Consider the following 20276-nt stretch of genomic DNA (forward strand, 5'->3'; position numbering starts at 1 on the left):
TAGGAGCGGCTACAGCCGCGAAGGATGTCGGGGGCCGTGGGGGCCCGGGTCGCAGCTGTAGCTGCTCCTACATGGGCGGAGGGGCGGAGGGGCGGAGGGGCGGAGGGGCGGAGGGGCGGAGGGGCGGAGGGGCGGACGGGCGGACCGATGGACGGGCGGACGAGGCGGAGGGGCGGACGGGCGGACCGATGGACGGGTGGACGGGGCGGACGGCTGGACGGGGTTGGTCGCCGGGGTTATTGGTCGTAGCCGAAGCTGCGCAGGGCGGCCTCGTCGTCGGACCAGCCGGCGCGCACGCGCACGAAGGTTTCCAGGAACACCTTGCTGCCGAACAGGCGCTCCATCGACATCCGCGCCTTCGTGCCGATCTCGCGCAGGCGCGCACCGCCCTTGCCGATCACGATCGCCTTCTGGCCGTCGCGCTCCACCCAGACCACCGCGCCGATGCGCATCATCGGGCCGGACTTCGTCGCCTCCTCGCTGAAGGACTCGATCTCGACCGTGGTCGAATACGGAAGCTCCGCGCCGAGCTGGCGCATCAGCTGCTCGCGCAGCAGTTCGGCGGCGAGGAAGCGCTGGCTCTTGTCGGTGATCTCGTCCTCGGCGTAGGCCGGTTCGCCCTCGGGCACCAGCGCCAGCAGCTCGGCCACCAGCGCGTCGAGGCCGGTGCGCTTGAGCGCCGACACCGGGTGCACGCCGGCGAACTCGCGGCCCTCGACCACCTGCTGCAGATAGGGCAGCAGGGTCGCCTTCTCGCGGATGCGGTCGACCTGGTTGACCACCAGCACCACCGGCACCTTCGCTTCGCGCAGGGCCTCGTAGGCGAGCGTGTCCTCCTCGTCCCAGCGGCCGGCCTCGACCACCAGCACCGCGGCGTCGACGCCTTCCAGCGCGCCGCGCGCGGCGCGGTTCATCATCCGGTGCATGGCCGTGGCCGACTGGCTGCGCTCGCCGCGGTGGATGCCGGGCGTGTCGACCAGCTGCAGCTGTCCCGCCGGGAACGTGGCGATGCCCAGCAGGCGATGGCGCGTGGTCTGGGGGCGGTTGGAGACGATGCTGACCTTGGCGCCGACCAGCGCGTTGACCAGGGTGGACTTGCCGACGTTCGGCCGGCCGACGACGGCGACCGCGCCGCTGCGGCTGGCGGCTGGGGTGTTCATGGCTTGAGGGATTCCAGTTGGGTGAGGATCGCCGCGGCGGCGTCCTGTTCCGCGGCACGGCGCGAGCTGCCGTTGCCTTCGGCTTCGAGCGCGGGATCGGAGAGCAGGCAGCGCACGTGGAAGGTGCGGGCGTGCTCCTCGCCGCTCTCGGAGACCAGTTCGTAGGCCGGCAGTGGGCGCTGGCGGCCCTGCAGCCATTCCTGCAGCCGGGTCTTGGGGTCCTTGCCGATGCCGCCGGCCGGCAGCGCGGCGAACTGCGCCTCGAACCATGGCATCACGACGCTGCGGCAGGCCTCGAAGCCGGCGTCGAGGTAGATCGCGCCAACCACGGCCTCGAGCGCGTCGGACAGGATCGAATCGCGCCGGTGGCCGCCGGACTTCATCTCGCCGGGCCCCAGGGTGATCCGGCCGCCCAGGTCCAGGTCGCGCGCGATCCGCGCCAGCGAGGACTCGCGCACCAGCTCGGCGCGGGCGCGGGTCATCGCGCCCTCGTCGGCCTTGGGCCAGCGCAGGTACAGCGCCTCGGCCACGATCAGCCCCACCAGCGCGTCGCCGAGGAATTCCAGGCGCTCGTTGTGCGGCGCCCCGGCGCTGCGGTGCGTCAGCGCCTGTGCAAGCAGCGCGGGATCGCGGAACACATGCCCCGCGATGCGCGCATCGGCATCAGTCGACCGCACCGGTCCTGGTCAGCATCTGCGTGGACTCGAACTTGCCCACGACGTCGAGGTTGGCGATCAGCGGCTTGCGCACCTCGTACTTGACGTCCATCTGCCAGCCGGCGCCGACGCGCTTGATCTTGACGTGTTCGGGCTTCACGTTTTCCGAGTAGCTGATGTACAGCCGGCGGAAGAACAGGTCCTGGATCTTGCGCGGGTCGGTGTTGCCGATGCCCGGCTCGCTGGCCAGGCCCTTCATCGCCGAGCGCACGCTGTAGTACTCGGAATACATCGGGAACAGCTTCATGCCGACGTAGGCGAACAGGCCCACGACCGCCAGCACGATGATGAACCCGAGCAGGGTGATGCCGCGTTGCGAATTCCTCATTGCCGTCTCCCCTCGATCCCCGATGCGGTTGGTCATTGTGGCGCCAGGCCCCTTCCGGCGCGGTTACAGGCGCGTGCCGATGCGGTCGAAGTCGACGCCGCCGGCGGCGCTGTCGAAGTTCATCCACACCAGGAACGCCTTGCCGCGGAGCTGGGTCTCCGGCAGCGTGCCCCAGAAGCGGCTGTCGTCGCTTCTATCACGATTGTCGCCCATGACGAAATATTCACCCTCGGGCACCGTCCACTCGCCCACGCCATGCTGCGCGAACAGCGGGCTGTCAATCTCGAGCACTTCGTGGCGGCCGTCGCCGCCGAGGTCCTCGGCCAGCAGGCTGGCGCCGGTCATGTCCTCGCCGCGGCCCTTGCCGACGTATGCGCCGATCGGCTGGTACGCCGAGGCTTCGCCGTTCACGTACAGCACGTTGTCGCGGTAGGCGATGCGGTCGCCGGGCAGGCCGACCACGCGCTTGATCCAGTCCTGGTCGGGATACTGCGGCGGCCGGAACACCACCACGTCGCCGCGTTCCGGCAGGCCGATGCCGACCACCTTCTTGTTGTTGACCGGCAGGCGCAGGCCGTACGCGAACTTGTTGACCAGGATGAAGTCGCCGATCAGCAGCGTCGGCATCATCGAGCTCGACGGGATCCGGAACGGCTCGGCCACGAAGCTGCGCAGCACCAGCACCACCGCCAGGATCGGGAAGAAGGCGCGGGCATAGTCCACCACCACCGGCTCGCGGTCCTCGTCGAGCAGGCCCGCGCGCGCCTTGCGCGCCTTGGCGAAGAACAGCCGGTCGAGCAGCCAGACGAGGCCGGAGGCGAAGGTCAGGATGACCAGGCCGAGTTCAAACCACTTCATGCGCGCACCCCGTCCGCGGCGGGCCCGTGGGCCGCCGTCACTTGTTGTCCACCTGGAGCACCGCGAGGAAGGCTTCCTGCGGGATCTCGACGCGCCCGACCTGCTTCATGCGCTTCTTGCCTTCCTTCTGCTTCTCCAGGAGCTTCTTCTTGCGGCTGATGTCGCCGCCGTAGCACTTGGCCAGCACGTTCTTGCGCAGCGCCTTGACCGAGCTGCGGGCGATGATCTGCGAGCCGATGGCGGCCTGGATCGCGACGTCGAACTGCTGCCGCGGGATCAGATCCTTCATCTTTTCGGTCAGGTCGCGGCCGCGACGATCGGCATGGCTGCGGTGGACGATGATCGACAGCGCGTCGACCTTGTCGCCGTTGATCAGCGTGTCCACGCGCACGAACGGGCCGGCCTCGAAGCGCACGAAGTGGTAGTCCAGCGAGGCATAGCCGCGGCTCACCGACTTCAGGCGGTCGAAGAAGTCCAGCACCACCTCGGCCATCGGCAGCTCGTAGCTGACCTGCACCTGGCTGCCGAGGTAGTTGATGCCCACCTGGCTGCCGCGCTTCTCCTCGCACAGCGTGATCACGTTGCCGACGTAGTCCGGCGGCGTGAGGATGTTGGCGCGGATGATCGGCTCGCGGATCTCGTCGATGGTGTTGACCGGCGGCAGCTTGGCCGGGTTGTCCAGCGGCCGCACTTCGCCGTCGGTCATCAGGATCTCGTAGATGACGGTCGGCGCGGTGCTGATCAGGTTGAGGTCGTACTCGCGCTCCAGGCGCTCCTGCACGATCTCCATGTGCAGCATGCCGAGGAAGCCGCAGCGGAAGCCGAAGCCCATGGCCTCCGAGCTTTCCGGCTCGAAGCGCAGCGCGGCGTCGTTGAGGCGCAGCTTCTCCAGCGCCTCGCGCAGGTCCGGGTAGTCGTCGGCGTCGACCGGGAACAGGCCCGAGAACACCCGCGGCTGCATTTCCTGGAAGCCCGGCAGCGGATGCGGCGCGGGATCGCCGGCCAGCGTGAGCGTGTCGCCCACCGGGGCGCCGTGCACGTCCTTGATCGAGGCGTTGATCCAGCCCACCTCGCCCGCGCGCAGCGACGGCGTCTCCTTGCGCTTGGGCGTGAACACGCCGACCTTGTCGACCTGGTGGGTGCGGCCGGTGGACATGACCAGCATCTTCGCGCCGGCCTTGAGTTCGCCCTGCATCACGCGCACCAGCGACACCACGCCGAGGTAGTTGTCGAACCAGGAGTCGATGATCAGCGCCTGCAGCTTGTCGGTGTCGCGCGGCTGCGGCGGCGGGATGCGGTGGACGATGGCCTCCAGCACCTCTTCCACGTTGAGGCCGGTCTTGGCGCTGACCGCCACCGCGTCGCTGGCGTCGATGCCGATCACGGCCTCGATCTCGGCCTTGGCGCGCTCGATGTCGGCGGTCGGCAGGTCGATCTTGTTGAGCACCGGCACCACTTCCAGGCCCTGCTCCACCGCCGTGTAGCAGTTGGCGACCGACTGCGCCTCCACGCCCTGGGCGGCGTCGACCACCAGCAGCGCGCCCTCGCAGGCGGCCAGCGAGCGGCTGACCTCGTAGGAGAAGTCGACGTGGCCGGGGGTGTCGATGAAATTGAGGTGGTAGGTCTCGCCGTTGCGGGCCGTGTACGGCACCGACACCGACTGCGCCTTGATGGTGATGCCGCGCTCGCGCTCGATCGGGTTGTTGTCGAGCACCTGCGCTTCCATCTCGCGCGCGGTCAGGCCGCCGCAGAGCTGGATGATGCGGTCGGCCAGCGTCGACTTGCCGTGGTCGACGTGCGCGATGATGGAGAAGTTGCGGATGTTCCGCATCGATTCGGGTGGCATGTGTGCGGTCGGTTTGCCGGCGGCCGGCCGGGGGGAGTCGAACGGGATATTGTCGCACAGGCCGGAGAAGCCGCCACGGCGGCACATCCGCGCGCCAGGCCCCGAGCCGCCCCGAAAGGAAACGGGGCCGGTCGCCCGGCCCCGTTCGCCCTACTTCGACTCGTTCCTCGGCGTCACCGCGATGAACTGCGTGCCGCCGCTGCGGTTGCGCACCAGCAGCATCACCGTTTCGCCGACCCTGGCCTTGGCCAGCTCGCGGTCGAGCTCGGCCGGCGTGGCGACGTTGACGCGGCCCACCTGCAGGATCACGTCGCCAGGCTGGATGCCGGCGCTGCGCGCGGCCAGGCCCTCGACCCGGGCCACCGCCACACCCTCGTCCGGCCCGAGGTCCAGGCGCCGGCGCTGCTCGGCGCCCAGCTCGCTGCCGACGATGCCCAGCGGGTTGCTCGGCTTCGCCGCCGGGGCACCGGCGCCCGGCCGCTGCGGACCCGCCGCGACGCCTTCGTCGAGCTCGGTCAGGGTCACGGTGAGGTCGCGGGTGCGACCCTCGCGCCAGACCTTCACGGACACCCGGCTGCCCGGCGCCTTGGCGCCGATCATCGGCGGCAGGTCGCTGGACTGGTTGATGCGCATGCCGTCGACCTCGCGGATCACGTCGCCGCGCTGGATGCCCGCCTTCGCCGCCGCGCCCCCCGCGATGACGTCGGCGACCAGCGCGCCGCGGGTATCCGGCAGGCCCAGACCCTGGGCGGCGTCGGCGCGGATCTCCTGCACCTGCACGCCCATCTGGCCGCGACGCACCTGGCCGGTGGCCTTGAGCTGGTCGGCGACGTTCATGACCACGTCGATCGGGATCGCGAAGCTCACGCCCATGTAGCCGCCGGAGTTGGAGAAGATCTGCGAATTGATGCCGATCACTTCGCCGCTGGTGTTGAGCAGCGGGCCGCCCGAGTTGCCGCGGTTGATCGCGACGTCGGTCTGGATGAAGGGCACGTAGCGCTGGTTGGCGTAGTGGTTGGCGCGGCCGACGGCGCTGACGATGCCGGCGGTGACCGACTGGTCGAAGCCGAAGGGCGACCCGATGGCGACCGCCCACTGCCCGGGCTTCACGTCGGCGGCCTTGCCGGCGCGCAGGAACGGCAGCCCGCTGGCGTCGACCTTGAGCAGGGCGACGTCGGACTGTTCGTCGCTGCCCACCACTTCGGCGTCGAAGCCGCGGCGGTCGGGCAGGGTCACCCGCACCGTGGTGGCGCCATCGACGACGTGGTGGTTGGTGATCACGTAGCCATCGGCCGAGATGAGGAAGCCGCTGCCCATCGACAGCCCGCCGCGGCCACCCGGATCCTGCGGCATGCCGGGGAACGGCGAGCCGGGGCCGAAGAAGCGGCGGAAGAACTCGGGCATGTCGTCGGGCAGCTGCTGCTGGGCCTGGCGGGTGTCACGCGGGCCGATGATGACCTCGATGTTCACCACCGCCGGCGCGACCCGGTCGACCAGCCGCGTGAAGTCGGGCAGGCCGGTGACCAGCGGCACCGCGGGAGGCGCGCTGGCGGCCTGGGCCTGCGGGGACTGTGCGGTGGCGGCGGGGAACACCACGGCGGCGGTGCCGGCCGCGGTGAGGGCGACCAGGGCGACGGCAAAGACAGGGGATTTCATCAAGTCGGTAACCTCGACGATCGGATCGAAAGAAGAAGGGGCGTGGGGTCGCTGTCCGGCCTACAGGCAGTGCCCCGCAAGCGGGATCAGCCGCCGGGAGGCTGGTCGGCCGCGGCCTGGTCCGCAGCCTGCTGCGCGGAGCCGGGCCGCGCGCCCGGGCGGGGCGCGGCCTGCGCCGGGAACGCGGCGCGCGCGCCATCCAGGCGCGGCTGGAACGGTGCAAAGGCCTCCTCCTGCTGCGGCAGCCCGTAGCCGGCTGCGAAAGGCTGGGCCCGCGACAGGCCCGGCAGCACGGCGCGCGGCCAGGGCCTCGCCGCCGCGGCCGGCGCACCGAACAGCGCATCGCCACCCGCGTCCGTGCCCGCCGCCGGCATGCCTGCCAGGACCGGGAGCGAACCGTCGGGGATCACGACCGCGGGCGCGGCCGCTGCCGGAACCATCCGCTGCGGCGCCGCGGCGACCGCGGTCCGCGCAGGCCCGTCCACGCCATCGGCCCGCCGCAGCGCGGCGCGCTGGGCCTGGCTGCGGGAACTGCCACGCTGGGCGGCACGTCGCGGCACTTCGGCCACGGCGATCACCGCCGGCGCCGCCGCGGCCAGCAGCGCGGCCGCGTCACCGCCCCGCTCCGGTCCGGGCTCCGGCTCCGGCGCCACGGCCAGCGCGCCATCGTCGGCACCCACCAGTACGCGCGGCGCCGCGTCGACCATCGCCGGCGCCGGACGCGCCGCGTCCGTCGCCTCGACCAGTGCCGGGGCCTGGGCATCGGGCATCTGCCGGGCCATGAACAGCGCCACCAGCGCCACCGAAGCGGCCAGCGCGCCGCCCCCCCAGCGCAGCAGCCGGTGCGACCGGTGCGGCGCGGCAACCGGCGCCGAGGCCGTCGCGGCCGCGGGTGCCGCGATCGCGTCCGCCACCCGCTTCGAGAAGTCCGCCGGCAGCAGCGCGTGGCCGCCGCCGCGCAGCACGTCGCCGCAGACCTGCCAGCGCTCCCAGCATGTCGCCAGCTCGGTGTCGTGCTGGAGCCGGCGCAGCATGAAGCGCGCCTGGTCCGGCGACAGCTCGCCGTCCAGCATCGCCGACAGCTGCCGGCGGTTGTGGGCGTACAGCCTGTCGGGTTCGGGCTGGAATTCGATATCGATGTCGTCGTTGGGGTGGCTCATCTCGTACTCATCGCGCCGCGCGTTCGGGCGCGGCCTCGTTGTCCATCAGCGGCCTGAGCTCGACGTCGATCGCCTCGCGGGCCCGGAAGATCCGGGAGCGGACGGTGCCGATCGGGCAGTCCATGCGCGCGGCGATCTCCTCGTAGCTCAGCCCTTCGACCTCGCGCAGGGTGATCGCCGTGCGCAGCTCCTCGGGCAGGGCTTGGACCGCGCGCAGCACCGTTTGTTCCATCTGCTGGCGCATCAGCTCGCGTTCCGGCGTGTCGTGGTCGCGCAGGCCGGTGGCGACGTCGAAGTGCTCGGCGTCGTCGGGATCGATGTCGTCGGTCGGCGGGCGGCGGTTGCTGGCCACGAGGTGGTTCTTGGCGGTGTTGACCGCGATCCGGTGCAGCCAGGTGTAGAACTGCGCGTCGCCGCGGAAGTTGCCGATCGCCCGATAGGCGCGGATGAAGGTCTCCTGCGCGACGTCCTGGCACTCGCTCCAGTCCCGGACGTAGCGGCCCACCAGCGCGGCGACACGGTGCTGGTACTTGCGCACCAGCAGGTCGAACGCAGCCATGTCGCCGCGCTGCACGCGGCGGACGAGGTCCTGGTCAAGCTGGCTGCTGTCGATCTCGGCCATGGGCCGGCACTCTCCTGGGAACCGGCCCTGGGACCGGATGTGACCTTCACGCAGGCGGAAAGTTCCGCCCTGCACGATGATCTGGGGCCGGGTTCAGCCTCCCGCAAGCCGCCGCCCGCCCTGGCGCCGATTTGACGGAGCCGAAAGGGACTCTGGATCATAGGCGGCTCCCGTACCCGCACGGATGGTTCCGCATGATCGCTGGACTCGATGGTCTGCGCTTCAGCCACTGGCACGCCGAGCAGCGCCCCGACGGCGTCGTCCTGCTGACCTTCGACCGCTCCGGCGAGTCGGTCAACACCTTCGCCCAGGACGTGCTGGTCGAACTCGACACCCTGCTCGAGCGCCTGGCCCTGGATCCGCCGCGGGCGCTGGTGCTGCGCTCGGGCAAGGCCCGGGGCTTCATCGCCGGCGCCGACATCCGCGAATTCGCGGAGTTCGATGCCAAGGGCACGATCGGCGACTCCATCCGCCGCGGCCAGCAGGTGTTCCAGCGCCTGGCCGAGCTGCCCTGCCCCACCGTGGCCGCGATCCACGGCTTCTGCATGGGCGGCGGCACCGAGATCTCGCTGGCCTGCCGCTACCGCGTGGCCAGCAACGACCCGTCCACGCGCATCGGCCTGCCCGAGGTGAAGCTGGGCATCTATCCCGGCTGGGGCGGCAGCGTGCGCCTGCCTCGCCTGGTCGGCACGCCGGCGGCGATGGACATGATGCTGACCGGACGCACGCTGTCGGCGTCGGTCGCCAAGGCCATCGGCCTGGTCGACCGGGTGGTCGAGCCGGCCCAGCTCATCGACGCCGCCGCCGAACTCGCGCTCAAGGGCGCCGAGCGGCCGTTCCGCCAGCGCTTCATGGGCTGGATCACCAACACCTGGCCGGCGCGTCAGCTGATGGCGCCGATGCTGGTCAAGCAGGTCGCGCGCAAGGCCCGCCGCGAGCACTACCCGGCGCCCTACGCGCTGATCGAAACCTGGCGCCGCACCGGCGGCGGCATCCAGAACCGTCTGTCCGCGGAGCGGAAAGCGGTGGTGAAGCTCGCCGGCACGCCCACCGCGCGCAACCTGACGCGCGTGTTCTTCCTGCAGGAGCGGCTGAAGGGGCTTGGTGGCAAGGACAGCGGCATCGCCCGCGTGCACGTGGTCGGCGCCGGAGTCATGGGCGGCGACATCGCCGCCTGGTCGGCGCTGAAGGGCTTCGAGGTCACGCTGCAGGACCGCGAGCAGGCCTATATCGACAAGGCCATGGCGCGCGCGCAGGAACTGTTCGCGAAGAAGGTGAAGGTCGACGCGAAGCGCCCCGAGGTGGTGGCACGGCTGAAGTCCGACCTGGCCGGCAACGGTGTCGCCGACGCCGACCTGGTGATCGAGGCGATCATCGAGCAGCCGCAGGCCAAGCGCTCGCTGTACGCGGGCATCGAGCCGGCGCTGAAGCCCGACGCCCTGCTTGCCACCAACACCTCGTCGATCCCGCTCGACGAGCTGCGCACCGGCCTCGCCCGTCCCGCGCGGTTCGCCGGCCTGCACTACTTCAACCCGGTGGCGCTGATGCCGCTGGTGGAGATCGTGCGCCACGATGCGATGGATCCGGAAACCGAGCGCCGCCTGGCCGCGTTCTGCAAGGCGATCGACAAGCTGCCGGTGCCGGTGGCCGGCACGCCGGGCTTCCTGGTCAACCGCCTGCTGTTCCCCTACATGCTCGAGGCCGCGACCGCGTATTCCGAAGGCATCCCGGGCGCGGTGATCGACCGCGCGGCGGTGAAGTTCGGCATGCCGATGGGGCCGATCGAGCTGATCGACACCGTCGGCCTGGACGTGGCCGCGGGCGTGGGCGCGGAGCTGGCGCCGTTCCTCGGGCTGCCGATCCCGCCCTCGCTGTCCACGCCGCCGGAAGCCGGCAGGCGCGGCAAGAAGGACGGCCAGGGCCTGTACGCCTGGGAAAACGGCAAGCCGAAGAAGCCCGAGGTGCCGAAGGACTACCAGGCGCCGGCCGATCTCGAGGACCGGCTGATCCTGCCGCTGGTCAACGAGGCGGTGGCGGCGCTGCACGAGGGCGTGGTCGCCGACGGCGACCTGCTGGATGCCGGCGTGATCTTCGGCACCGGCTTCGCGCCCTTCCGCGGCGGCCCGATCCAGTACGTGCGCGAGACCGGCGCCGAGGCGGTGCTGCTGCGGATGAAGGGCCTGCAGGCCGCCCACGGCGACCGCTTCGCGCCTCGTCCCGGCTGGGACTCCCCCGCGCTGCGCAAGTAGCGCCGCCATCCCCGCTGTGCGGACACCTCCCCCGCTACATCGTGTGCGTGGCCTTGTCCGCGTTCAGCGAGCCGGCGAGCAGCGTCTCGATCCGGCCCTTCACGTTCTCGCCCTCGGCGGTGTCGGCGAACTGCACGCCGATGCCGGCGGTGCGGTTGCCCTGGGCGCCGGGCGGCGTCACCCAGACCACCTTGCCGGCTGCGGGCAGGCGCTCGCTGGACTCGGGCAGGGTCAGCAGCACGAAGACCTCGTCGCCGATGAAATAGCGCCGCGTGGTCGGCACGAAGATGCCGCCGTGCTTGAGATACGGCATGTAGGCCGCGTACAGCTGGGCCTTGTCCTTGACCGCCAGCGACAGGATGCCCTGCCGCGCGCCGCCACCGGTTGCACTCATCGCGTCACTCCACTTGCGTTCCCGCCCGCGGCGTCGCGCCATGCGAGCAGCAGGTCCACCACCGCGAGGTCGGCGCGGACCGTGCTGCGCAGCAGTTCGCGCGTGCGGTTGGCGCTGTCGAACCAGGCGGCCAGCTTCCGGATTCGCGCCGGATCGGTCAAGCCGGCGGCCTCGTCGCGGGCCACGTCGGCGGCATGCAGCAGGCGCTGCGTGGCCTGCTCGTCCGCCGTCCAGGCCTTGGCGACCTCGAGCGGCGAAGCGCTGTTGCCCGCCAGCTTCGCCAGGTCGGCCGCAACCTCGCGGCGCAGCGCCATGCCGCCGTCGCGCAGCCAGGCATCGGCCAGCCCGGGATGGCCGCGGGCGGCGGCCAGAGCCTCCGCGGCGGCGCCGTCGGCGTGGCCCTGCGCGCGCAGCCAGGCCACGGCCTCGTCCGCCGGCGGCAGGCGGAACTCCAGGCGCTGGCAGCGGCTGCGGATTGTCGCCGGCAGGCGCGCGGGATTCGCGCTGAGCAGCCACAGGTAGCGGCCTGGCACCGGCTCCTCCAGCGTCTTCAGCAGCGCGTTGGCGGCGGCATCGTTCATGTCGTCGGCCGGATCGATGATCGCGACCTTGGCATCGCCGTACTGCGGCGTGGTAGCCAGGCGCGCCGACAGCTCGCGCACCTGGTCGACCGGGATCACCGAGAGCTGGCGCGGCGGCGACGGCGTCAGCCGCCAGGCGTGGCCGACGAAGATCGCGTCCGGATGGCCGGGATGGCCCCAGGGGTGCGAGGGCGAGCCGTCGGGCCGCTGCTCGAGCGGATCCTTCTGCGCACGCGCGCGATACAGGCTGCAGGACCGGCACTGGCCACAGGGGCGCGCGGCGGCGTCCGGCGACAGGCACAGCACGCGCTGCGCAAGCCGCTCGGCGACCAGGCGCTTGCCCAGCATCGCCGGGCCGCAGAACAGCAGCGCGTGGCCCATGCGCCCGGCATCGATCGCCGCGGCCGCATGGTCGTGCATGCGCTGCTGCCAGGGCGCGAGCGGCAGGTCGTCGTTCATGCCCTCTCCGCGAAGGCCCGCAGGGCCGCGACCGCGTCGGCCACGACCTGCTCGACCGCGCGCGAGGCGTCGACGACGCGGAAGCGCTGCGGCTCGGCGGCGGCCCGCGCCAGGAAGGTCGCGCGCGCGCGCTCGAAGAAGGCCGCGCGCTCGCGCTCGATGCGGTCCGGCCGTGGATCCCGGCCCTGGATGCGCTCGCGGCCCTGCGCGACGTCGAGGTCGAGCAGCAAGGTCAGGCCGGGACGGATGCCGACCACGCGACGCTCCAGCGCCTCGATGAAATCCGCATCGAGCCCGCGCCCCCCGCCCTGGTAGGCGTAGCTCGAATCGGTGAAGCGGTCGCACAGCACCCAGGCGCCGCGCTCCAGCGCCGGCAGCACCGTCGTACGCACGTGCTGCGCGCGCGCGGCGAACATCAGCAGCAGCTCGGTGTCCGCCGCCACCGCTTCGTCGTCGGGCTGCAGCAGCAGGGCGCGGATCTTCTCGGCCAGCGGCGTGCCGCCGGGTTCGCGGGTGACCACCACCTCGCGGCCCGAGGCGGCCAGCTCCGCGCGCAGCGCCGCCAGCACCGTGGTCTTGCCGGCGCCCTCGCCGCCTTCCAGCGAGACGAAGCGCGGATGCAGGGGCAGCGCGCTCATCGCGGCCCGTGCCGTTCGCGGTAGCGCTGCACGTACTGGCGCACGGCGGCGTTGTGCGCCTCGAGCGAAGGCGAGAACACGTGGCGGCCGCTGCCGTCGCCGACGGCGACGAAGTACAGCGCATCGCCCTCCTCCGGCTGCGTCGCCGCGCGCAGCGCATCGGCGCCGGCCATCGCGATCGGGGTCGGCGGCAGGCCGTCGCGGGTGTAGGTGTTGTACGGCGTGTCGGCCTGCAGGTCGCTGCGGCGGATGTTGCCCGCATACGCGCTGCCCATGCCGTAGATGACCGTGGGATCGGTCTGCAGGCGCATGCCGATACGCAGGCGACGGGTGAACACGCCCGCGATCAGCGGGCGCTCTTCGGCGATGCCGGTCTCCTTCTCCACGATCGAGGCCAGCACCAGCGCCTGCTCCGGCGTATCGATCGGCAGGTCGTCGGCGCGCGCCTCCCACGCCGCCGCCAGGGCGCGGTCGAGGTCGTCGGCGGCGCGCTCGAGCAGGTCGACGTCGGTGTCGCCGCGGTCGTAGGCATAGGTCTCGGGCAGGAAGCGGCCTTCCGGATGCACGCCCTCGCGGCCCAGCATCGCCATCAGCGCCGCGTCGTCGACCTCGTGCAGGGTCTGCACCAGCGGCGTGGCGCGGCCGAGGGCGGCGCGCAGCTCGCGGATGTTCCAGCCTTCGACGATGGTGAAGTGGTGGCGCACGACCTTGCCGTCGCGCATGTGCCGCAGCAGTTCGCCGGCGGTGATGCCGGGCTCGAGCGCGTATTCGCCGACCTGGATGCGGCCGCCGGTGCCGAGCTGGCGCGCGAGCAGGCGCCATTCCAGGTCGCGGCCGGCGTCGATGCCCTGTTGGCGCAGGCGCGCGACCACGCTGCGCAGCGTGTCGCCGCGCTCGACGACCAGGTTGTCGCCGGCCTCGACGCCCGCCAGCGGTGCGTTGGCGAAGTCCTGGTAACTGGTCCAGGCCCACCAGGCCGCCGCACCGGCGACCAGCGCCGAGAGCAGGAACAGGACCAGGACGATGCGCTTGAGCGCCTTCATGGCACGCGCCGCGCGGGGCGGTGATCGGGGGTCGGATGCATGCGCCGAAGGATACCGTGCCGACCGTGGCGCCGGTCAGGCACCGATTGCCTGCAGCATGCCGCGGGCCTTGGCGCGGGTCTCGTCCAGTTCGTGCGCAGGGTCCGAATCCGCGACGATGCCGGCGCCGGTGCGGAAGCGCAGCGTGTCGCCCGCCACTTCGGCGCTGCGGATCAGGATGTTGAGGTCGAGGTCGCCGCTGCGGTCGAGCCAGCCCATCGCGCCGGTGTAGGCGCCGCGGCCGACGCCCTCCAGCTCGGCGATGATCTCCATGCAGCGCACCTTCGGCGCGCCGGTGATCGTGCCGCCCGGGAACACCGCGCGCAGCACCGCGCCCGGGGTCGCGTCGTCGCGCAGGCGGCCGCGCACGTTGCTGACGATGTGGTGCACGTGCGCGTAGCTCTCCACCACCATCAGCTCGTCGACCTCGACGCTGCCGCCGCGGCAGACGCGGCCGAGGTCGTTGCGCTCGAGGTCGACCAGCATCACGTGCTCGGCGCGCTCCTTGGCGTGGCCGATCAGCTCGCGGATGCGGCCGGCGTCGTCGTCGCCGGGCAGGCGCGGACGGGTGCCGGCGATGGGGCGGGTCTCGACCAGGTCGCCGCGCACCGAGACCAGGCGTTCGGGCGAGGCGCTGACCACGGCGCCGGCTTCGCCCAGGTCGAACAGGCCGGCGAAGGGCGCCGGATTGGCGCGGCGCAGGCGTTCGTACAGCGCGGCCGGCGCCAGCGGCGCGTCGAAGCGCGCCTGCCAGCCGCGGGACAGGTTGACCTGGAAGACGTCGCCGGCGCGGATGTAGTCGAGCGCGCGCGCAGCCGCTGCGGTGTAAGTCTCGCCGGGGTCTTCGCTGCACGCCAGCAGCGTGGGCCAGCCGGTGTCGCCGGTCGCAGGCTGCGCTGCGCGCGCGCCGAGCGCTCCGAGCGCGCCGCATTCGCCGGACCCGGCCTGCGCCGCCGCGGGGTTCGCGACGGTGTCCGCGGCATCGGCCGGGGTGGGCAGGCCGCCGATGTCCGCCAGCACGGCGTCCAGCAGCGCCTCTGCGCCCTCCTCCGCCACGGCCACCACTTCGCCGCTGAGGCGGTCGCGGAGCACCGCCCCCCGGCAGCGACAGGCCACCGCCACCGGCAGCGCGCCGGGCGACGCCGGAAGCCGCAGCACCGGCTCCACCTGTGCCGCCAGCTCGTAGCCCAGCAGCAGCGCCCAGCCGCCCTGGAAGGGCCAGGGCGAGGCGTCCGGGGGGCGATGCAGCGCGCGCCAGTCGGCATCGAGGGCGCGAAGGAAATCGTGGTCGTGGTCGACGTCGTCGCTGCGATGGGCGGCAGCGCCCTCGCCCGCAACGCCGCCATCGACAGCGCCTGAACCCGAGTCGCCGTCAGCAAGCCTGTCACGCCGGACCCGGCCATCGCGCCCCAGCACCAGCCGCGTACCGTCGGACGCGAGCAGCATGTCCCAGCGCCCTTGCGCGGTGCCCGAGGCCACCGATTCCAGCAGCAGCGGATAGCGCGCGGGCGCACGCTGCTGCAGCGCAAGCAGGTCGAAGCCGTGCGCCAGCGCGCGGACGTGGGTCATGTGCGGGCCTCGCCGCCCGTCGGGGCGGCGCCGTGGATCAGATGCGGCGGAAGACCAGGCTGCCGTTGGTGCCGCCGAAGCCGAACGAGTTCGACATCGCGACGTCCACCTGCGCTTCGCGCGCGGTGCGCGGCACGTAGTCGAGGTCGCAGCCTTCCGACGGGTTGTCGAGGTTGATGGTCGGCGGGATCACGCCGGTGTGCAGCGCCATCGCCGAGAACACCGCCTCGACGCCGCCGGCAGCGCCCAGCAGGTGGCCGGTCATCGACTTGGTCGAGCTGACCATCACCTTGCGCGCGTGCTCGCCCAGCACGCTCTTGATGCCCATGGTCTCGGCGAGGTCGCCGGCCGGGGTCGAGGTGCCGTGGGCGTTGATGTAGCCGACCTCGGACGGATCGATGCCGGCATCGCGGATCGCGGCCACCATGCAGCGCGCGCCGCCCTCGCCGTTCTCGCTCGGCGCGGTCATGTGGTACGCATCGCCGCTCATGCCGAAGCCGGCGAGCTCGGCATAGATGCGCGCCCCGCGCGCCTTCGCGCGCTCGTACTCCTCGATCACGAGGATGCCGGCGCCGTCGCCCATCACGAAGCCGTCGCGGCCCTCGTCCCACGGACGCGAGGCCTTCGTCGGATCGTCATTGCGCGTGGACAGCGCCTTCATCGCGCAGAAGCCGCCGAGCGAGGTCGGGGTGGTGGCGAACTCGGCGCCGCCGGCGATCATCGCGTCGGCGTCGCCGTACTGGATCATGCGCATCGCCAGGCCGATGTTGTGCGTGGCCGTGGTGCAGGCGGTGACCGCGGCGATGTTCGGGCCCTTGGCGCCGGTCATCATCGACACCTGGCCGGCGATCATGTTGATGATGGTGCTGGGCACGTAGAACGGCGAGATCTTGCGCGGGCCGGCCTCGTGCCACTTGATCGCGGTTTCCTCGATGCCCTTCAGGCCGCCGATGCCGGCGCCGATGGCCACGCCGATGCGCTCGGGGTCGGCAGCGACGTCCAGGCCCGCGTCCTGCAGCGCCATCATCGAGGCGGCGACGCCGTAGTGGACGAAGGGGTCCATCTTCTTGACGTCCTTGGCCGCGATCCACTGCGTGGGATCGAAGCCCTTGACCTCGCCGGCGATGCGGGTGGCGAACGCCGACGCGTCGAAATTGGTGATCGGGCCGATGCCCGAGCGGCCGTCCACGATGCCCTGCCAGGACGAGGCCAGATCATTGCCGAGTGGCGACAGGATGCCGAGGCCGGTGATGACGACGCGACGCTTGGACATGGGAACTCCGGACGGTTGTGCGTGCTGTGCGAGCGCGCCGCTACGGCGCGCCGGAAACGCCCGAGGCCGCATCAGCGGCCCCGGGTTGTGCATTCGGTCGGCGCATCGCGCCGCCGGCGATCAGGCCTTGACGTGGGCCTTGATGTAGTCGATCGCCTGCTGCACCGAAGTGATCTTCTCGGCTTCCTCGTCGGGGATCTCGCACTCGAACTCTTCTTCGAGGGCCATCACCAGTTCGACGGTATCGAGGGAATCGGCACCCAGGTCGTCGACGAAGGAGGCGCTTGCGCTGACCTCGTCTTCCTTGACGCCCAGTTGTTCGACGACGATCTTCTTGACGCGCTCTTCGATGCTGCTCATGTGTTGTTGGCTCCGGTGGAGGCTGTTGCGGTGGGTAGTGTAAGGGATTCGGTCCGGGGCGGTACTGCCCGTCGGCTCCCCTTTCGATTCAAGGGCTTGGCGCCCGGGTGCATCACGGCATGTACATCCCGCCGTTGACGTGCAGGGTCTCGCCGGTGATGTAGCCGGCGTCCGGGCCGGCCAGGAAGGCGACGGCGCGGGCGATGTCGGAAGGCTCGCCGAGGCGGCCAAGCGCGATCTGCTGTGACATCGCCGCCTTCGCGTCCTCGGGCAGGTCACGGGTCATGTCGGTGGCGATGAAGCCCGGCGCGACCACGTTCACGGTCACGCCGCGGCTGCCGATCTCCTTCGCCAGCGACTTCGAGAACGCGATGATGCCGGCCTTGGCCGCGGCGTAGTTCGCCTGGCCAGCATTGCCGGTCACGCCCACCACCGAGGCGATGTTGATGATGCGGCCGCGGCGGGCCTTCATCATCCCGCGCATCACCGCCTTGCTGCTGCGGTAGACGCTGGTGAGGTTGGTGTCGAGGATGGCCTGCCAGTCCTCGTCCTTCATCCGCATCAGCAGGTTGTCGCGGGTGATGCCGGCGTTGTTGACCAGGATCGAGAGCGCGCCGATGTCCTTGCCGATGCCCTCGATCAGCGCCTCGATCGCACCGGGCGCGGCGACGTCGAGCACGCGGCCGTGGCCACCCTGCGCCGCGAGGCGCTCGCCGATGGCCTTCGCCCCGCCCTCGCTGGTCGCCGTACCGACGACCGTCGCGCCGCGCGCGGCCAGCTCGTCGGCGATCGCCGCGCCAATACCGCGGCTGGCGCCGGTCACCAGCGCGATCTCGCCCTTCAGTTCCTGGGTCATGTCGTTTTTGCCTGTGTCAGTTCAAAAGCCTTGCCACGGATGAACGCGGATCACACGGATTCACACGGATAAAGCAGGAAAAACATGTCTGCAACGGCGGCGCCAATGCTGTTTCATCCGCATTTGCTCTATCCGTGTAAATCCGTGTGATCCGCGTTCATCCGTGGCAAAAAATCAGCTCTTCCATTCCGCGAGCGCTGCCTCGAAGTCGGCGGCGGTGCCGAGCGTGCGGGCGTCAAGGGATTTGTCGATGCGCTTCGCCAGGCCGGTCAGGACCTTGCCGGGGCCGCATTCGGCGATGCCGGTGGCACCGCGGGCGGCGAGTGCCTGCACGCAGCCGGTCCACTGCACCGGGAGGTAGAGCTGGCGCACCAGCGCATCGCGGATGGCCTGCACGCCGTCGTGCACTTCGGCATCGACGTTCTGCACCACCGGCAGCGAGGGCTCGCGCCAGGCGAGGCCGGACATGGCTTCGGACAGGCGGTTGGCGGCCTCGCGCATCAGCGGGGTATGCGAGGGCACGCTCACCGCCAGCTTGACCGCCTTGCGCACGCCCTTCGCGGCGAGCAGCTCCAGCGCGCGGTCGACCGCGGCCGCATGGCCGCCGATCACCACCTGGCCGGGCGAGTTGAAGTTCGCGGGCACCACCACGTCGTCGCCGGATGCCTCCGCGCAGGTGTCGCGCACCAGCGCGTCCTCGGCGCCGATCACCGCGGCCATCGCACCGGTACCGGCCGGCGCGGCGTCCTGCATCAGCTGGCCGCGCAGGCGCACCAGGCGCGCGGCGTCGGCCAGCGGCAGCGCGCCGGCGGCCACCAGCGCCGAGTATTCGCCCAGGCTGTGGCCGGCCAGCAGCGACGGCATCGCGCCGCCCGCCGCCTGCCAGGCGCGCCAGACGGCCACGCCCGCGGCCAGCAGCGCCGGCTGGGTGAACTCGGTCTGGTTGAGGCGCCCGTCGCCCTCGTCCTGCGACAGCGCCCAGAGATCCACGCCCGCGCCTTCGGAGGCCTCGGCAAACGCCTCGCGCACCACCGCATGCACGTCCGCCAGGTCGGCGAGCATGCCCGGCGACTGCGAGCCCTGTCCGGGAAACACGAAAGCGAGCTGGGAACCGGTCACGCGCACATCCATTCGAAAAAAGCCGGGCGATGATAAGCGCGAACCCCCCGCTCCGTCTGTACCCGCCCGTATTGACCGCCCATGACCGCGGACGCGATGTGGCATTTGAAAGCCTTTGGCCACGGATGACGCGGATTAGCGCGGATTGCGCGGATCTGGCCGGGGCAAGCCAGGAGCATCACGTCTCTTGGTCAGCATTCTTTCTTTTCAATCAAGGGGATCGCTCCGATCTGGCCTCAGCCGGATCCGCGCAATCCGCGTCAATCGGCGTCATCCGCGGCAGAAAGCTCTCGACAGCCCGGAACGCAAAAAGGCCGCGGAATGCGCGGCCCTTGCGTGGTGCGATGTGGCGCGGCTCAATAGCGCAGCAGCGCCGAGCCCCAGGTGAAGCCGCCGCCGAAGGCTTCCAGCAGCAGCAGCTGGCCGCGTTCGACCTTGCCCGAGCGCACCGCTTCGTCCAGCGCCAGCGGTACCGAGCCCGAGGAGGTGTTGCCGTGCTTGTCGACGGTCACGACCACGCGCTCCATCGGCATGTCCAGGCGCTTGGCCGTGGCTTCGATGATGCGCAGGTTGGCCTGGTGCGGGATCAGCCAGTCGATCTCGTGGCGGTCGATGCCGTTGGCCTCGAGCGTCTCCTCGACGATCGCATCCAGCGCCTTGACCGCGTGCTTGAAGACGTCGCTGCCGGCCATGTTGATGCGCACGCCGGCGTTCTTCTCGCCTTCCTTGAAGCCGACCGACACGCCCACCGGGTTCCACAGCAGCTCCTTCTTCGCGCCGTCGGCGTGGAGATGGGTGCTGAGGATGCCGGTTTCGGTGTCGGCCTTGAGCACCACCGCGCCGGCGCCGTCGCCGAACAGCACGCAGGTGGTGCGCTCGCTCCAGTCGACCATGCGGGTGAGCGTCTCGGAGCCGATCACCAGCGCGGTCTTCACCGAGCCCGAGGCGATGAACTTCTCGGCCACGCTGAGCGCGTAGATGAAGCCCGAGCAGGCGGCGTTGACGTCGAACGCGGGACAGCCGGCGATGCCCAGCCGCGCCTGCACCAGGCAGGCCGTGGACGGGAACACCAGGTCGGGCGTGGTGGTGCCGACCACGATGAGTTCGACCTCGGACGCATCCGTGCCCGCCGCTTCCAGCGCGCGCAGGGCGGCATGCACGGCCAGGTCGCCGGTGGTCTCGCCTTCGGCGGCCACGTGGCGCTGGCGGATGCCCGTGCGCGCGGCAATCCACTCGTCGGAGGTGTCGACGAACTTCGCCAGGTCGTCGTTGGTCAGGACCTTGGCCGGCAGGTAGCTGCCGGTTCCGGCGATGCGCGCATACACGCGCGGCACGGGAGATTCGCTCATT

19 protein-coding genes are annotated in these 20276 nt (G+C 71.2%); 1 reads left to right on the top strand and 18 read right to left on the bottom strand.

Annotated elements, in window-relative coordinates; all coding sequences use genetic code 11:
- Positions 1–236 precede the first annotated feature (236 nt).
- The 8 genes from era to rpoE form a co-directional block, all read right to left on the bottom strand.
- On the bottom strand, positions 237–1160 hold the full coding sequence (gene era, locus IE168_RS07050) for a GTPase Era (protein ID WP_189496641.1): 924 nt from the start codon (positions 1158–1160) through the stop codon (positions 237–239).
- Complete coding sequence (gene rnc, locus IE168_RS07055; RefSeq protein ID WP_189496643.1) at positions 1157–1837, bottom strand: ribonuclease III; 681 nt, start codon at positions 1835–1837, stop codon at positions 1157–1159. The genes era and rnc overlap by 4 nt, the downstream gene beginning before the upstream one ends.
- On the bottom strand, positions 1824–2204 hold the full coding sequence (locus tag IE168_RS07060) for a DUF4845 domain-containing protein (protein ID WP_189496645.1): 381 nt from the start codon (positions 2202–2204) through the stop codon (positions 1824–1826). Before IE168_RS07060 ends, rnc begins: the two co-directional genes overlap by 14 nt.
- A gap of 63 nt (positions 2205–2267) precedes the next feature.
- A complete protein-coding gene (gene lepB, locus IE168_RS07065) occupies positions 2268–3062 on the bottom strand; it encodes a signal peptidase I (RefSeq protein WP_189496647.1) in 795 nt (264 codons plus the stop codon).
- Positions 3063–3099: 37 nt separating this feature from the next.
- Complete coding sequence (gene lepA, locus IE168_RS07070; protein ID WP_189496929.1) at positions 3100–4893, bottom strand: translation elongation factor 4; 1794 nt, start codon at positions 4891–4893, stop codon at positions 3100–3102.
- A gap of 165 nt (positions 4894–5058) precedes the next feature.
- Entirely contained in the window at positions 5059–6564 is a 1506-nt protein-coding gene (locus tag IE168_RS07075; RefSeq protein WP_189496649.1) for a Do family serine endopeptidase, read from the bottom strand.
- Positions 6565–6650: 86 nt separating this feature from the next.
- The gene (locus IE168_RS07080; RefSeq protein WP_189496651.1) at positions 6651–7724 is read right to left on the bottom strand and encodes a sigma-E factor negative regulatory protein; all 1074 of its coding nucleotides are present in this window, start codon (positions 7722–7724) and stop codon (positions 6651–6653) included.
- 7 nt (positions 7725–7731) lie between these two features.
- Positions 7732–8346, bottom strand: coding sequence for an RNA polymerase sigma factor RpoE (rpoE, locus tag IE168_RS07085; protein ID WP_189496654.1), 615 nt, complete (start codon positions 8344–8346; stop codon positions 7732–7734).
- 194 nt (positions 8347–8540) lie between these two features.
- On the opposite strand from rpoE, the gene IE168_RS07090 reads away from it, so the two are divergent.
- Positions 8541–10595 (top strand): 3-hydroxyacyl-CoA dehydrogenase NAD-binding domain-containing protein, encoded by a 2055-nt coding sequence (locus IE168_RS07090; RefSeq protein WP_189496656.1) that lies wholly within the window; start codon positions 8541–8543, stop codon positions 10593–10595.
- A gap of 34 nt (positions 10596–10629) precedes the next feature.
- On the opposite strand, the gene IE168_RS07095 is transcribed toward IE168_RS07090, so the two are convergent.
- The 10 genes from IE168_RS07095 to IE168_RS07140 all read right to left on the bottom strand — a co-directional run bounded on the left by IE168_RS07095 (position 10630) and on the right by IE168_RS07140 (position 20275).
- Positions 10630–10989 carry a PilZ domain-containing protein gene (locus IE168_RS07095; RefSeq protein WP_189496658.1) on the bottom strand — a complete coding sequence of 120 codons (360 nt, stop codon included), beginning with the start codon at positions 10987–10989 and terminating at the stop codon, positions 10630–10632.
- The gene (locus IE168_RS07100; protein WP_189496660.1) at positions 10986–12029 is read right to left on the bottom strand and encodes a DNA polymerase III subunit delta'; all 1044 of its coding nucleotides are present in this window, start codon (positions 12027–12029) and stop codon (positions 10986–10988) included. Before IE168_RS07100 ends, IE168_RS07095 begins: the two co-directional genes overlap by 4 nt.
- On the bottom strand, positions 12026–12667 hold the full coding sequence (tmk, locus tag IE168_RS07105; RefSeq protein ID WP_189496662.1) for a dTMP kinase: 642 nt from the start codon (positions 12665–12667) through the stop codon (positions 12026–12028). The genes IE168_RS07100 and tmk overlap by 4 nt, the downstream gene beginning before the upstream one ends.
- Positions 12664–13710, bottom strand: a complete 1047-nt coding sequence (gene mltG / locus IE168_RS07110; protein WP_189496663.1) for an endolytic transglycosylase MltG — start codon at positions 13708–13710, stop codon at positions 12664–12666. Before mltG ends, tmk begins: the two co-directional genes overlap by 4 nt.
- A gap of 75 nt (positions 13711–13785) precedes the next feature.
- The gene (locus IE168_RS07115) at positions 13786–15318 is read right to left on the bottom strand and encodes a chorismate-binding protein (protein WP_189496665.1); all 1533 of its coding nucleotides are present in this window, start codon (positions 15316–15318) and stop codon (positions 13786–13788) included.
- A gap of 37 nt (positions 15319–15355) precedes the next feature.
- Positions 15356–16591: a beta-ketoacyl-ACP synthase II gene (gene fabF, locus IE168_RS07120; protein WP_189496667.1), complete on the bottom strand. Its 1236-nt coding sequence runs from the start codon at positions 16589–16591 to the stop codon at positions 15356–15358.
- A gap of 120 nt (positions 16592–16711) precedes the next feature.
- On the bottom strand, positions 16712–16951 hold the full coding sequence (acpP, locus tag IE168_RS07125; RefSeq protein WP_133000863.1) for an acyl carrier protein: 240 nt from the start codon (positions 16949–16951) through the stop codon (positions 16712–16714).
- Positions 16952–17063: 112 nt separating this feature from the next.
- Positions 17064–17807 (bottom strand): 3-oxoacyl-ACP reductase FabG, encoded by a 744-nt coding sequence (gene fabG / locus IE168_RS07130; RefSeq protein WP_189496669.1) that lies wholly within the window; start codon positions 17805–17807, stop codon positions 17064–17066.
- Between the two features lie 174 nt (positions 17808–17981).
- Entirely contained in the window at positions 17982–18926 is a 945-nt protein-coding gene (gene fabD / locus IE168_RS07135) for an ACP S-malonyltransferase (protein WP_189496671.1), read from the bottom strand.
- A 356-nt stretch (positions 18927–19282) separates the two neighbouring features.
- Positions 19283–20275, bottom strand: a complete 993-nt coding sequence (locus IE168_RS07140) for a beta-ketoacyl-ACP synthase III (RefSeq protein WP_189496673.1) — start codon at positions 20273–20275, stop codon at positions 19283–19285.
- Position 20276 lies beyond the last annotated feature (1 nt).

Source organism: Luteimonas padinae, from assembly GCF_014652935.1.
In the GTDB taxonomy this organism is placed as follows: domain Bacteria; phylum Pseudomonadota; class Gammaproteobacteria; order Xanthomonadales; family Xanthomonadaceae; genus Luteimonas; species Luteimonas padinae.